This is a genomic window from Paenibacillus cremeus (assembly GCF_007786445.1).
Taxonomy (GTDB): Bacteria; Bacillota; Bacilli; order Paenibacillales; family NBRC-103111; genus Paenibacillus_G; species Paenibacillus_G cremeus.
This window is the reverse complement of record NZ_VNJI01000024.1, coordinates 86,335-100,800: the sequence shown is the minus strand read 5'-3', so window position 1 is coordinate 100,800 and position 14,466 is coordinate 86,335. Positions and strand designations below refer to the sequence as shown.

General features: G+C 51.2%; 11 protein-coding genes. 1 reads left to right on the top strand and 10 read right to left on the bottom strand.

Going from position 1 to position 14,466, the window contains the following annotated elements; translation table 11 throughout:
* The 9 genes from FPZ49_RS19295 to FPZ49_RS19260 all read right to left on the bottom strand — a co-directional run.
* Positions 1 to 113 (bottom strand): transposase (locus FPZ49_RS19295; protein ID WP_186445923.1); only part of this gene is annotated, 113 nt, incomplete at its 3' end.
* A gap of 104 nt (positions 114 to 217) precedes the next feature.
* Complete coding sequence (locus FPZ49_RS19290; RefSeq protein ID WP_144849939.1) at positions 218 to 910, bottom strand: ATP-dependent DNA ligase; 693 nt, start codon at positions 908 to 910, stop codon at positions 218 to 220.
* Between the two features lie 398 nt (positions 911 to 1,308).
* Positions 1,309 to 2,040: an FGGY-family carbohydrate kinase gene (locus tag FPZ49_RS19285; RefSeq protein ID WP_144849937.1), complete on the bottom strand. Its 732-nt coding sequence runs from the start codon at positions 2,038 to 2,040 to the stop codon at positions 1,309 to 1,311.
* A gap of 73 nt (positions 2,041 to 2,113) precedes the next feature.
* Positions 2,114 to 2,800 (bottom strand): FGGY-family carbohydrate kinase, encoded by a 687-nt coding sequence (locus FPZ49_RS19280; protein ID WP_144849935.1) that lies wholly within the window; start codon positions 2,798 to 2,800, stop codon positions 2,114 to 2,116.
* Between the two features lie 5 nt (positions 2,801 to 2,805).
* The gene (locus FPZ49_RS35835) at positions 2,806 to 2,976 is read right to left on the bottom strand and encodes a hypothetical protein (protein WP_186445922.1); all 171 of its coding nucleotides are present in this window, start codon (positions 2,974 to 2,976) and stop codon (positions 2,806 to 2,808) included.
* A 32-nt stretch (positions 2,977 to 3,008) separates the two neighbouring features.
* Positions 3,009 to 3,458: an aspartate/glutamate racemase family protein gene (locus FPZ49_RS19275; RefSeq protein ID WP_144849933.1), complete on the bottom strand. Its 450-nt coding sequence runs from the start codon at positions 3,456 to 3,458 to the stop codon at positions 3,009 to 3,011.
* 66 nt (positions 3,459 to 3,524) lie between these two features.
* Entirely contained in the window at positions 3,525 to 4,892 is a 1,368-nt protein-coding gene (locus FPZ49_RS19270; RefSeq protein ID WP_144849931.1) for a sedoheptulokinase, read from the bottom strand.
* Positions 4,889 to 5,797 (bottom strand): class II fructose-bisphosphate aldolase, encoded by a 909-nt coding sequence (locus FPZ49_RS19265; RefSeq protein ID WP_144849929.1) that lies wholly within the window; start codon positions 5,795 to 5,797, stop codon positions 4,889 to 4,891. The genes FPZ49_RS19270 and FPZ49_RS19265 overlap by 4 nt, the downstream gene beginning before the upstream one ends.
* 37 nt (positions 5,798 to 5,834) lie before the next feature.
* Positions 5,835 to 7,337 (bottom strand): FAD-dependent oxidoreductase, encoded by a 1,503-nt coding sequence (locus tag FPZ49_RS19260; RefSeq protein ID WP_222429930.1) that lies wholly within the window; start codon positions 7,335 to 7,337, stop codon positions 5,835 to 5,837.
* Positions 7,338 to 7,382: 45 nt separating this feature from the next.
* Here FPZ49_RS19260 and FPZ49_RS37890 point away from each other — a divergent pair, with 45 nt between their 5' ends.
* Complete coding sequence (locus FPZ49_RS37890) at positions 7,383 to 7,922, top strand: JAB domain-containing protein (RefSeq protein WP_144849925.1); 540 nt, start codon at positions 7,383 to 7,385, stop codon at positions 7,920 to 7,922.
* 65 nt (positions 7,923 to 7,987) lie between these two features.
* Here the strand turns inward: FPZ49_RS37890 and FPZ49_RS19250 are convergent, their stop codons facing one another.
* Complete coding sequence (locus tag FPZ49_RS19250) at positions 7,988 to 13,822, bottom strand: cadherin-like beta sandwich domain-containing protein (RefSeq protein WP_222429929.1); 5,835 nt, start codon at positions 13,820 to 13,822, stop codon at positions 7,988 to 7,990.
* Between the last annotated feature and the right edge of the window lie 644 nt (positions 13,823 to 14,466).

The following is a 14,466-nucleotide window of genomic DNA, read 5'->3' as shown; positions in this document are numbered from 1 at the left end:
TCTTTCAGCCGGTTGGATATTTCATCATTGATCACTTTTCGGCGGTACTTGATTACTAGAATTAGATGATAATTAAGTGAGAATACTGAATGGTTATTCGAGTCAAGATCCATTGATAATACAACCTTTCTCTAAATACGACTGAATGAATCTAATCGTATAGATTTCGGCTGTATTAGTCAAGTTACCTAAGACCGTTGCCATTCATCCCACCACTTTAGAAGTGGGGGAATTCTGACAACTGATGGTTAAAATTCAATCCAATAACAAGCCCAAACGGATTACTCCTATAGCCCAAAATCACAACATCAATTGACTTGAAATGCTTAATTTTCAACCAATCCATACTTTTCGTGTCCAGTAAATATCTTGAATCTTTTCGCTTTGCTACTATTCCCTCCATATCCTTCTCTCGGGTCAATTCGAATAATGCTTTTCCTTTGCCTTCGAGATACATAGTAGGTGTGATTACTTCGGTTGGGCAAACAATCTCAGTTAAGCGCTGTTTTCGCTTCATTAATGGTTCATTCAAAAGCTCATGCTCCATGTATATAACATCAAAGGCTACGAATGTAGCCGGATGGGTGTGTACTGCATCTCTAATGCGTGCCGAATTGCTTAAACGACCACGGAAGGAAAAATCATCGAACACCGGTCTTCCGCCGCGTAAAACGATTCCCTCGCAATCTAAAATGGCTGAATTTGCTTTGATCGCCTCGCGCACTTCTCTTAACTCTGGAAATTTGCTTGTTACAATATTGCCATTTCGCGTGTACGCTTCAATACGATCTCTCTGTTTATGAAGGAGAATGCGCCAACCGTCCCATTTTGGCTCAAAGATGTGGTGTTCGCTACCGAAAGGTTCATTCCCAATACTCACGATCATTGGTTTTATAGGTGTAAAGAGCATTTTATTTCCTCCCTTTACACCATTTTGGCATTTTTAAGGTAACAATAACCGTTTAGATCCTAAGTAAATTACATTCATGATCGAATACCGCATTGAGGGCAATCAATACAGATAGCGGCTGAGCCCTCTGCCGGTACAGCAATGGGAACTGGCAGAGGGCTCAGCCGCTAAAAATTTATATTCTGGCCTGATGTCCTTGGCCTTGTTGTTCATTAGAATTTTCATAAGTATTCCCCATCTAGCGCCAAGAAGCGCTTAATCAGGGTTACCAGAGCGTTATACCATGTGTCTATACTTCCATTTTCACTCTACATTGCATACATACGTAAGTTTGAAATTCTTCATACTTCTAATACTCCGTTAGTCGTTTCCCGGCTGTGCTAGGGGCAAATGAAGATCTAACCCAAAGGCCTTCGGTTGGTACTTAGAACCGAACGAAGCGGCTTGAATTGAGTTTCATAAATTCGATGATACTCTGCATGCCGTACAACTGAAGGTACTATAATTTTCTCTTCATGTGCTTGCATCTTAGGAAATGAGTGCGGACCCCCTAACACAAAACCGCAGCCCATCGCAGCAAGTCTGGCCGCTCCAACCAAAGCCGCCTCGCTAACAGAAGAAATTGCAAAGGTGCAGTTTGACACATCGGATTTGATCTGCATCCAATCCATGTTACGCGTCCCGCCCCCGACGGATATCACAGAACGTGGTTGGGTTCCGTTCGCAAGCTCAGCAGCCTCTCGGATCGCTTCCATTTGGTATGCTGTCCCTTCAAGTACTGCTTTGGCGATCTCGGCCCGTCCATGCTGCCGATCCAGACCTATCAAGGCTCCACGTATGTTCGCGTCCGGCCATGGAGCCCCGCTCCCGACAAGATATGGGAAATACAAAATGCCGGTAGGCCGCTGTCCCGCTTGCCGGACCAACTGCGACATATCTTCATAGCTTACGGGTTCCTCCCCAAGAACACTGCGCAACCATTCGACCGATCCCCCGGATGCGGATAATCCTCCCAGCCAATAGTACTGCCCTTCCACAACGTGAAGACCGTAGGAAAGCCCGGAGTTCAATTCCTTGTCGGTCAGTTTCTTTTCGCTCAAAAAGCCCATCATCGTTTCAGCCGTACCCATGGAGTTAAATAACGCCTGACGTTCAGACGCCCTGCCGCAAAGGCTGCGCACAAGTGATCATGCCCGCACACCGCTACCGGCGTTCCGGCGGAAAGTCCCCGTCCAACAGGTCTCCTGAAGTATGGCCTATAGGTACACCGCTTGGTACTGCCTCAGGAAACAAGGTGGAAGAGAACCCGAAGTGCCGAATCCAGTCATGATCCCAACTTCGGCTGGCAATATCGAAGCAGTATGTTCGTGCAGCCAATGTATAATCGGTCACCATAGTGCCTGTTAGACGATATACGATATAATCTGCTGCGGATAACCATACGGCATCCTTTAAGGCGTCGGAATGGTGATCTTGAATCCATAGCAGCTTGGCTAGGCCGTACTTAAAGCTGGCATGAAGCCCGGTTTTCGCAAAGCGCTCCTGCAAGTCGCTTTCCTGAATTAACTTGTCGGTCTGGGAGAGTGCCCGCGTATCATACCACGGAACGAATTCGGAACTGGGAATTCCCGTTGTGCGGTCAACCAGAAGCCCAGCTTCTGCCATGCTGGTTACTCCGACACAAGCAATTAGAGGCCGGCCGCAAACAACGTAAACTTCGCTTACAATTTCGGAAATCGTCTGCCACAAAACATCCGGGTCATACGCACATCCTCCGTCCGAAGTCGAATGAACCGGGGTCGGGCGGCTAGCAACAGCAGCCAATCTCCCATCTTCCGTGACTAAACCGGCTTTGCAATGCGTCGTTCCCATGTCGATGCCTAGAAACATAATTCCTATGCCTCCCTGGTAAACAGTTGGGCTACCTCCACCATCGCTAGTCGCGGGCTGGTCAAAAACCGCTCACGCTCATTTGGTTCTAACCGCGTCAATACACGACTCATGGATGCCTGGGCCAGCACCACCACATCTACTCTCTCCGCTAGCTGAAGGAGTGACTGAAGCAAAATCCGGTCGTGCTCCTCCGCATTCCCCCGAATCAGCTGCTGATAAGCTTCGCTAAGTAATATCGGCTGCAGCCTGTATCCCTTGCTTTTTGCTGCAGCAGCTCTATGGTCGGTCTGAGCGTCGTTTCTAATGTAGCCGCAACGCCGATTTTGGTTCCCTGCCGGATCGCCTCCGTGGCCATCGCATCGTCAATCCGGATGACAGGTACGGACACGCTGGAACACATCGCCGAGGCCGCTTCACCGACCGAGGAACAGGCGCTCAAAATCACATCCGCTCCTGCACGCTCGGCATATTTAGCATATTGAACCAATTTGTCCTGCACGGATTCCACCTTTGTCCCAGGCAACGCCAATTCGGGTAAAATCGAATCATCTACAAAGTTAATCACACTGCACCCAGGCATCAGCTCCGCAGCCAATGCTTTAAATACGTCCACCGTGACAGGCGTCGTGTGGATCACACCCAGTTTTCGAGACATGTATCCTCCTTCCCGTGCAACACCGCCGTCTAATCAGCAGCAAGCACTCCATCCATTCGATGAGAATTACATTTGCAACTTTTCCATTACATCAAACGTGCTTTCCAAGGTTTCATGCGTTTGAGCACAAACCAAAGCGATTCGGAACAATCCGACCAGAGTGTCTTCAGAGAAGGGAGATAGTTCGCAGGGCATAGAAAAACGCTCGCCGATCAGATTGAATAGTATAGGGCTTTTTCTAACCACTCCCCCGGCACAGATCACCCTGTTTACCTGATTCTCTTGAGGTGATTTCAGGATTCGATAATGCTTCAAATATTGGTCGGCCATATTATTCAAAGCCCCAAGAAAAAGGTCCTCTACTTTAAAATTATGTTCCTTTATATTTCGAACGCTGCCTTCATCGGGTTGCATAGAGCTATTGAAAAAGGATACATTCACTTGAAGATCTGTCTCCTGAATGAATGCTAGATATCGGTCCACTCTTCCCCATATTTCCCCATCCTCGATCTCAGCTTGCCCATAGATTTTTTCCCCGACACCTTTAATAAAATCAACTAATACCTGTAATGAGCGGCCTCCTGGAATGTGGGATAGCGTCCGAAAATACATCCCCTCAAAAAAAGGACGTGTTTCATAGCTGCCGAAGGTTGGGTGCTGATCCAGGATGCACATTTGAGCACCCGTTCCAATATTCAGGACTAGGTCTTGATCAGGCCGGATAAAGCTTCCAAGTAATGCAGCCTGCTGATCTCCGACCGCTGGGTACAAAGAAATCTGCTGGTTTCGTGTTCGATATATCCCGGTTGCCGCAGACTCCTTTACAATCGGCGGAAAAACAATGTGGTCTAAGCCTAACGTGCGAATCAGTTTCCAGTCCCATTCCCCTTGCTCTAAATTCACCATCCCTGTCGACGCGGCATTGGTAAGATGGCATGCCGGTTTTTCCCCAGACAGCTTTGAGATAATAAAATCCCCTAAGGTACAAAACCAAGCCTTTTCCTTGGGATGGTGTAAAACCCAATGATAAAGGCTGCACACCCCATTCACGTTGTGCACCCTCGAATCCATGAGTCGCTCCAGCCACTCCAAATACGTTTCATTCGAGTCCTCTACCCGCTCAAGCGCGCGTCGATCCTGCCAGCCGATAAAATTGGAGATTGGCTCCCCTGATTCATCTGTCAGCACAAAGCCGTGCATTTGCGTGGAGAACACAATTCCTTGAATATCCAAATCCTCATCCAAGTATTGATCAATCATCTCTACGACCCGATTCAGAAAATCGATCGGATCGTTCTCCTTAAAGTTCGAACTCGCATGAGGAACAAATTCAGGTGCCTTGATTTTACGAATGCTTTGGATACGGCACTCACTTAAATCGAATAATGCAGCCTTAAGATAACTGCTCCCGATGTCAATACCCAGGAACTTCATTGCATTTTCCCTGCGCTTCCGAGAAAATGGCTGATTTTGTCCGCTACCATAGCCTGCACCGCTGCTCGCCCTACCTCCAGCTGCTCCGCAGATAAACCGCGGCACTCCGAATTCGTCATCCGTTCTTCACGCCCAAGCGCCTCTAATAAAGCAAGCTCAAGGTCGGTCGCGATGTTGACCTTGCTGACACCACCGCCCGGAAGCATAATCGCCTTGGACATCATCTCCGCAGGAACGCCTGAGCCCCCATGAAGAACCAGATGAACCGGTGTCAGAGCACGAATCGCCATCAGCCGCTCATAATCAATTTTCGGCTCCCGCACCATATAAATGCCGTGAGCAGTACCACAGGAAACCGCTAAGGCGTCCACACCCGTTTCACGGACAAAGCGTTCCGCTTCCTGAGGATCGGTATATAGCTCCTCGTCTTTTTCGGTTTCAACAAAATCCGTCGTGCCGATCATCCCTAGCTCCGCTTCCACCGACACCCCGCGGGCATGAGCGTACTCTACAACCTCCTTGGAAATGCGGATATTGTCCTCAAGCGGCTGCTCCGAGGCATCGATCATGACAGAGGTAAAGCCAGCCTCTATCGCCTGTGCGATCGTATTCAATTTCTTCGAATGATCGAGGTGAAGCACCACAGGAACGGAAATGGCCTCTGATTCAACGCAATTGTAAAATTCCTCTGCAAACTCCTGTGGCGTGATGCCATAACGAACCAATTCTCGATGTGAAATCTGCACAATTAACGGTGATTGCAAAGCCTGACCGGCCCTTAAAATCGGGGCGATCATCGGTGTATACCTCGGCGAAAATGAGCCAAGAGCATAGCCACCCTTCTCAGCGGCAATAAGTGCTTGCTTTAATGTGAGCACATTCGGAAGCTTTTTTCGGTTGGTCATCTTTGGTTCACTCCTGAATTAGTTTCTTCTTGCCAGGTTAGGTGGAGCCTCTTGCTGCTTTCCAAGGCTTAGTTTGAAGCGACGACTGGGTGGAGGCGAATTGACTCCATTGATCACTGCTCTCCAAATCCATACCTGTAATGTCCTTCAGCTCCTGCCGGGCATGCCGGACAAGTAGCTTTCGCCGATCCGCGGTAAAGGCCGCCAAGATCCGAAGCCCCTCTGGCTCGCCGCAGCGAGCTAAGGCCCGGCCGATGACCAGCTCAAGATACGCCTTCCGCTCTAAAAAATAATCCGGCTGCAGCTCCTCCGTCATGACGTTGCCTTGAAACAAGGGGTTGTCATGTAGCTTTTTTAAGATCGGTACGCAGGCGGAATTTCCAAGCCGTTCGGCGATATCACAGATGCTGTCGACGTAATAAAACAGCCCGTGCCTCGGGTCCGTCAGCTTTTCCCATGTTGGCTTCAGCTTGGAAATGGCCTGCTCCATGACCGGGATGGCCCTTGGATCGGAAAGCATCGCCATGGTGTACAGCAGGTAGGCCAAGTCAGGCATAGCCCCTTGGTCCGGCGGCGTGTTAGAGTGCCGCATCTTCGAACTTCGCGGTGGCAGCTCCTCCTCTTCGAGATACGGCTGCATATGCTCCAGCAAAACGGGAAACGCTTCCGCCTCCCCATACCATGCCAGCGCGCGCGCTACTGTCAGCCGGCGGAGGGATGCATCCTTACGCAATTCCTCCTTCAGCAGCGGCACGATCTCTGGCCCCGCCGTACAAACCATGACGATTGGAATCGGCTCCTTCCTCACGTCCAAATAGCCCATATCTGAATAATTATACAGCTTTTGGCTGTCGTCAAGCAGTCCGATCCAATACTTCATGTCCTCCGACGTGAGCATCGTCTCCTGGATTTGTCGCTGCAGCACCTCTGGTGGCAGCACCTCGTATTCCACAAGCTTCTGTTGCAGCTCACGAACCGGTAACTCTCCCGGTGAAATCCCTGCTGCCGCCGACATCGCCGCTGCCAACCCGGCCACACCGCCCAGATTTTCCAGATCCGCCTGCATACGCACCGCCGGCAGCCCGTCATGGGTTACTGAGATCGCTTTGCCTGTCACAAGAATTCCCATCAAATCTATAGGGATCATGACGCGATAGGGAATTTCGATTTCCAGGTTTGGCGAGATCAGCCCCATTTTGACCCAGTCCGAAGTGCTGTGGCCTTTAATATCGTTGTTGCTAAAAGCGATGTTCACGACGTCCGGCCACTGCCGCTGCGTCAGCTGATCCGTCAAAGTCAGCCGTACCTGGCCTTGGATATGCCGCGACTCCCTCGGTGCAACATACATCACGTGATCGTGGCCGATCATCCGCCGCCTTGCGGACAAGATGGCCCGCGTATAATCAAATGCATCGCCGACGTCCACCGTGCTGGTGAAGTTGTTCTTTACGACACCCGGCGACGGCTTGGGTGCCATGGAAAACCATAAGGTCACGCTTTCCCGTTCGGAGCCGTATACCGTTTTTGCGCCCGCCAGCATGGCAAGATCGCCGTCCCCTTTAACTATATTAAAGGAGGCTCTTCTATGAATGCTCATCCTAATTCCGAATTGAGGTCTTTATTATCCGACTCTTTACTCGAAAGACAGGGTAGCTATGTGATTGAAGATCTTTTGCATCACTCTCCTACCGTTTCTGAGCTTACCGATGCCACCGAACAGGAGTTGGTTCAGGTAAAGGGGATCGGCCTAGGAAAGGCCCGGCAGCTCGTTGCAATGCTTAAGCTTGCAAAAGTGATTATTAACCCCGTTAATGATCGGAGTGTTATTAGAAGCCCTAAAGATGTCTTCGAATTGTTAGAGCCTGATTTCAGGCATCTACAGAAGGAGCATTTTGTCTGTTTATTCTTAAACACGAAAAACCGCCCTGTACAAGCACAGAGCGGGTTTTCAGTTCCATCGTTACTTGTTCGTTGCGTGCTGCTTCGACGACAGCTTGCTAGCTGGGCTGTTTTGGCCTTGCGAGCAGCGGTTTTTATCGTCCTTGGCCTGCGTATCATGCACTTTGGCAACGAATTATTCGGTAGTGCTGCAATATGCGGGATTTATCGATCTTCTAAATGTTAAAAATAAGGACTATCCTTCCACTGTTTAATCACGGTTTTGGAGGATAGCCCTGTTGTCGAATAAGGCTAAATCAGATCCGATTTTTGCAGCAATCTTTGCACAATAGCCGCAACCTCAGCTCTTGTGATAAACGCTTTAGGAGCCAGTCTTGCGCCCTCTCTTCCCGTTACGATACCGGCCTCCGCACTGTCGGCAATACCGCCCACCGCCCAACTGGAAGCATCCGCCGCATCGGTGAAGGAACGCAATATATCTTCTGCCGCATGGCTAGCAAGTTTGTCTTTCAGCTTCGTAATCGTCATCGCCTGGGCGATGATGACCATCGCTTGTTCCCGGGTGATCTTGTCATTAGGACGGAAGGTTCCGTCCTCAAAGCCGCTGATCAGATGATAAGCGTATGCCGTATTGATCGCACTGCTGTACCAGTCCGAGCTCTTCACATCCGAGAATGGGGTTGCTCCGTTTTCCAGCTTCAGTCCCAGGCCTCGAACGATAATGGCCGCAAATTCTGCGCGGGTAATATCCCGGTCAGGACTGAAAATTCCGTCGCCCGTACCTTCGATGACCATTCGCGAGCCCATATCATTGACTGCAGCCTTGGCCCAATGGTTTGCAACATCCGTAAATTCAATCGGATGCCAAACAACCGTGTACGTGCTGTTGGTCAAGCTGTACACTTTGGCGTAATACTTGCCGTCGATTTTAACGATCTTGGTCGGCACGTGCCTTACCGTTCCGTTGGGCTCGACGACGATGCCTGTCGTGATTTTGCTTGGATCAACGCCATCCGGAATGGCAATGGTGCGTTCCACATAGGCGTTGAATTTTGATACCTCGACAGTGGTATTGCCATACGTGCCCGTTACAGTAAAGTTTACCGGAGGCACAACAAGTGCGAACGTTCCTTTTGCCGCCGCATTCTGCACAACCTTCACCGTTTCCGCAGGCGGTGCCGCGATTTCGATGTGAATCTTGATGTCCTGCAAAGCTACCGACTTTCCAAATTGGCTGGATATGGAGTCGATATTGATTTGCTCCGCGGGTACCGTGTACGTCACTTTATCGGTTTTCATTTCCAAAATCGCTTGCTTGCTCTCCATACTTTTCACCATTTGACCGTTCAGTTCCCCGACGACCACATCGGACTTGATGTTCACAGGAATAGTGACGACGGCATTCCGTCCTTCTGCCGCGAGCTTATCTTCCAGCTTTTTCTGGTCAACAGCTACTGTGGTTACGGTTTGACCATTAACCGTGCTTGTTGTTGCCGTTCCTGCATTCTCGACTTTGCCGTTAACGAGTACGTTCACTTCCGTATCGGTTGTCACCGGAGTCGTTGTCGGCGTCGTGCTGCCGCTGTTGGAACTGGATAAGCTTTCGCGGTAAATAGTCACAACGTAAGTTTTCTTTGTAACACCATCCTGGGCAGTAGCCTCAATGGTGATCCGGTTCACGCCTACCTGTAATGGGATCAGTGAGGCTGCACCGCTAGTAACAGCAATACCTTGAATGGAAATCATCGCATTCGGTTGGTCAACCGAAGCAGCTACTGTAAGACTAACCACGCTGTAAGCTACTCTAGCCTCATAGTCGGTCAACGATGAAGTAAAGGCAGGAGATAAAGTACCTTTGCTGAGGACAATACTACCTACCACCGCGTTGTCCGATGGTGCACGATTGACGCTAACCGTATAGATCTGTGAGTTGATTCCATCCTGCGCTATAACTTCAATCGGAATCAGATTTGCCCCTACCTGCAGGGCGATCGGCGCAGAGGTTGCCCCGTTTTGCATTGCTGCTCCGGCAATTTTTAAGCTCGTGTATGGGCCGTATACTGCAGCAGTAATGGTTGTGCTGGAAACTGCATTGCCTACACTCACATTGTAACCAAGATTAGTGCCTGAAAAATTTGGTGATAACGCGCCGGCAGAAACCGCCAGACTTGACAGTACCACCGTGCTGCTTGGCGCACGATTAATATGGACCGTATAAGTTTTCTGTGTGCCGTCTTGTGCGGTCACCTCGATGGTAACCGGATTGCTTCCTACGTTCAGGTTGATGCTTCCGCTTGCTTGACCGCTGGCCGTGGAAGCACCGTTAACTTTCACGCTCGCAGTGCTATCAGCTAAGGTCGGGGTAACTGTAATACCGTATACACTGTTGGCCACACTTACCGTGTAGCTTGTTACTGCCGGGTCAAAAGTTGGCAGCACCGTACCACTCGACAGCGTAAGTTTGCTCAAGTCCGCATTACTGCTTGGCGCACGTGTCACTGTAATTGTGTATGTCTTCGTTGTGTTATCCTGCGCCGTGACAAGAACCGTGATCGTGTTCGACCCCACGCTTAAGTTGATTGTGCCACTGGCTGTTCCGCTCGTTACGGCCGTTCCATTCACTTTAACAGTTGCTGCGCTATCGGCCACAGTCGGCGTCACCGTTATTCCATATACACTGTTGCCTACGCTCGTCGTGTAGCTTGTTGTACTGGATGCGAACGCCGGAGTCAGCGCGCCTGCACTCAACGTCAGGTTGCTTAGGTCGGCGTTGCTGCTGGCTGCACGTGTTACGGTTATCGCGTAAGTCTTTGTTGTGTTATCTTGTGCCGTCACCAATACGGTGATTGTGTTCGTTCCTACATTCAGGTTAATTGCGCCACTAGCTATTCCACTCGTTACTGCCGTTCCATTCACTTTAACGGTCGCCGTGCTGTCGGCCACTGTCGGCGTCACCGTTATTCCATATACACTGTTGCCTACGCTCGTCGTGTAGCTTGTTGTACTAAATGCGAATGCCGGAGTCAGCGTGCCCGCACTTAACGTCAGGTTGCTTAGATCGGCGTTGCTCGATGCTGCTCGCGTTACGGTGATCGTATAGCTCTGCGTTGTCGTCACGTCTTGTGCCGTCACCAGCACCGTGATCGTGTTCGCGCCAACATTTAGGTTCACTGTCTTGGCATTACCGCTTGTCACTGCGCTACCGTTCACCGTCACGCTTGCTGTTCCATCGGCCAACGTAGGCGTCACATCCACGCTGGCCACAGCATTTGCCACACTCGCCGTGTAGCTCGTCGTCCCCGACGCAAACGTCGGAGTTAACGTGCCCTGGCTCAGCGTCAGGTTGCTTAGATCGGCGTTGCTCGATGCTGCTCGCGTTACGGTGATCGTATAGCTCTGCGTTGTCGTTCCGTCTTGTGCCGTCACCAGCACCGTGATCGTATTCGAGCCAACAGTTAGGTTCACTGCCTTCGCATTGCCGCTTGTCACTGCGCTACCGTTCACCGTCACGCTTGCTGTTCCATCGGCCAACGTAGGCGTCACATCCACGCTAGTCACAGCATTTGCCACACTCGCCGTGTAGGTCGTCGTCCCCGACGCAAATGATGGAGTCAGCGTGGCCGCACTCAACGTCAGGTTGCTTAGATCGGCATTGCTCGATGCTGCTCGCATTACGGTGACCGTATAGCTCTGCGCTGTCGTTCCGTCTTGTGCCGTCACCAGCACCGTGATCGTATTCATGCCAACAGTTAGGTTCACTGTCTTGGCATTGCCGCTTGTTACCGCACTATTGTTCACCTTCACACTTGCTGTTCCATCGGCCAACGTAGGCGTCACATCCACGCTAGTTACAGCATTTGCCACACTCGCTGTGTAGGTCATCGTTCCTGACGCAAATGACGGAGTCAGCGTGCCTTGGCTCAAAGTCAGGTTGCTCAAGTCCGCGTTGCTCGATGCGGCTCGTGTTACGGTGACCGTATAGCTCTTGGTTGTCGTTCCGTCTTGTGCTGTCACCAGCACCGTGATCGTGTTCGCGCCAACATTTAGGTTCACTGTCTTGGCATTGCCGCTTGTCGCCGCACTACCATTCACCGTCACGCTTGCTGTGCTGTCTGCTACCGTCGGCGTCACATCCACACTGATCACAGCATTTGCCACACTCGCCGCATAGCTCGTCGTCCCCGATGCAAATGATGGAGTCAGCGTGCCTGCACTCAATGTCAGGTTGCTTAAATCGGCATTGCTCGATGCGGCTCGCGTTACGGTGACCGTATAGCTCTGCGTTGTCGTTCCGTCTTGTGCCGTCACCAGCACCGTGATCGTGTTCGCACCGACATTTAAGTTCACTGTCTTGGCATTGCCGCTTGTTACCGCACTATTGTTCACCTTCACACTAGCTGTTCCATCGGCCAACGTCGGCGTCACATCTACACTGGTCACAGCATTTGCCACACTCGCCGTGTAGCTTGTCGTTCCCGACGCAAACGCCGGCGTCAACGTGCCTTGGCTCAGCGTCAGGTTGCTCAAGTCCGCATTGCTCGATGCTGCTCGTGTTACGGTGGTCGTATAGCTCTTGGCTGTCGTCCCGTCTTGTGCCGTTACCAGAACGGTAATGGTGTTCGCGCCAACATTTAGGTTCACTGTCTTGGCGTTGCCGCTTGTCGCCGCACTACCGTTCACCGTCACGCTTCCATCGGCCAATGTCGGCGTCACATCCACACTGGTCACAGCATTTGCCACGCTCGCCGTGTAGCTTGTCGTTCCCGACGCAAACGCCGGCGTCAGTGTGCCTTGGCTCAGCGTCAGGTTGCTCAAGTCCGCATTGCTGCTGGCTGCTGCACGCGTCACGGTGATCGTATAGCTCTTGGTTGTCGTCCCATCTTGTGCCGTCACTAGCACCGTGATCGTATTCGCACCAACATTTAGGTTGACTGTCTTGGCATTGCCGCTTGTCGCCGCGCTACCGTTCACCTTCAAGCTTGCTGTTCCATCGGCCAATGTCGGTGTCACATCCATACTGGTCACAGCATTTGCCACACTTGCTGTGTAGCTTGTCGTGCCCGTCGCAAACGTCGGAGTTAACGTGCCCTGGCTCAGCGTCAGGTTGCTTAAATTCGCATTATTACTAAGGGCCGCCGCACGTGTTACTGTGACCGTGTACGTCTTTGAAGTCGTTCCATCCTGTGCCGTCACCAGAACGGTGATCGTATTAGCTCCCACATTCAGGTTCACAGTGCTCGCATTCCCGCTCGTTGCTGCGTTGCCATTCACCTTCACGGTAGCTGTGCTGTCTGCTACCGTTGGCGTCACATTTACACTCGCCACGCTGTTGCTCACGCTCGCCGTGTAGCTTGTCGTTCCCGACGCAAACGCCGGCGTCAGTGTGCCCTGGCTCAGCGTCAAGTTGCTCAAATTCGCGTTACTGCTGGGCGCAGCACGCGTCACGGTGACCGTGTATGTCTTCGTTGTGTTATCCTGCGCCGTCACCAGCACCGTGATCGTATTCGCTCCCACGTTCAGGCTAACCGCTCCGCTGGCTGATCCGCTCGTTACGGCCGTTCCGTTCACTTTCACACTCGCAGTGCTGTCGGAAACCGTCGGCGTTACTGTCAGGCTGCTTACCGCATTGCCCACACTAGCCGTGTAGCTTGTCGTCCCTGACGCAAACGCCGGAGTTAACGTGCCCTGGCTCAGCGTCAAGTTGCCCAAGTTCGCGTTACTGCTGGCCGCCGTTACGGTAATCGTTGACGTTCCCTTCTTGGTGCTATCTGCCGTCGAAGTTGCGGTAATGGTATAGGTCCCCGGAGTCGAACCCGACGCTACGGTTACCTTGCCGGTGTTGTCCACCGTGACCTTGTTGCTGGCATCACTGCTCGACCACGTTACGGTTTGTGCCGCTCCTCCAACCACACTGACCGTGGCCGTTAATTGCTGGCTTCCGCCCTGAACCACACTAGCTGTGCTTGGGCTTACTGTAACGCTGGTTACGGATGACGCTGTTGGCGTCCAAGTCGTTCCGTAAGCATTCGTAAGGAGGCTATTCGAACCCACATCGCCGCCAACTGCTGCAAATTTGCCATTGCTGAAGGCTATACTTCTTAAGCCTAAATTTGTGTCGGTACTCACACTTGTCTTGCTCCAGGTTGTTCCATCAAATGTGGCCGCGGTTGCTTGATCACCCACTGCAACGAACATCCCGTTTCCATAAGCCGCCGCATAAAGATAATTGCTCACTCCAGTAGTATCTGAAACGCTGCCTAATGTTAGATTCTTGCTTGCGGCGTTATAGGAAGCTGTCAAATACTTATTGTCGAATGTACTCTGATCATAACCAAGTATCAAAAATTGCCCGTTTCCATAAGCTACATTCATGAAACTCGTACCAGGGACCGTTTGAGAGTTGAATGTCCACGAGTGTGCCGTCGAATCGTAGGTTCCTGTTACTATAACTCCTTGAGTAGTGGTTCCGAGATGCCCTGCTGAATCTTCCCCATCCATTCCTACGGCAACCAGATGCCCGTTGCCATCACCAGTCATACTTAAGATTTGAGTCGTATTGGCGGGATTAAAAGTTGTCGAAGTCCAAGTCTGTCCATTATTAGAGGAGTAAACCAACTTGCTGCCCCTGTCGGCACCTGCGAAAAAATAACCGCTCTCATAAGCATCGGCGTTGTATACAACTCCACCTAATGCTGTGTCCGAGGTGTACGTCCAAGGACCTTGAAGATTAGTTGCGGTAAATTTGTCATTTGCCGATCCGGTACCCACAA

Coding starts and splice junctions, on each gene's coding strand:
- FPZ49_RS19290 (WP_144849939.1), bottom strand. CDS start 910: ATGCTCTTTACACCTATAAAACCAATGATCGTGAGTATTGGGAATGAA.
- FPZ49_RS19285 (WP_144849937.1), bottom strand. CDS start 2,040: ATGGGTACGGCTGAAACGATGATGGGCTTTTTGAGCGAAAAGAAACTG.
- FPZ49_RS19280 (WP_144849935.1), bottom strand. CDS start 2,800: ATGTTTCTAGGCATCGACATGGGAACGACGCATTGCAAAGCCGGTTTA.
- FPZ49_RS19275 (WP_144849933.1), bottom strand. CDS start 3,458: ATGTCTCGAAAACTGGGTGTGATCCACACGACGCCTGTCACGGTGGAC.
- FPZ49_RS19270 (WP_144849931.1), bottom strand. CDS start 4,892: ATGAAGTTCCTGGGTATTGACATCGGGAGCAGTTATCTTAAGGCTGCA.
- FPZ49_RS19265 (WP_144849929.1), bottom strand. CDS start 5,797: ATGACCAACCGAAAAAAGCTTCCGAATGTGCTCACATTAAAGCAAGCA.
- FPZ49_RS19260 (WP_222429930.1), bottom strand. CDS start 7,337: ATGCTGGCGGGCGCAAAAACGGTATACGGCTCCGAACGGGAAAGCGTG.
- FPZ49_RS37890 (WP_144849925.1), top strand. CDS start 7,383: ATGAATGCTCATCCTAATTCCGAATTGAGGTCTTTATTATCCGACTCT.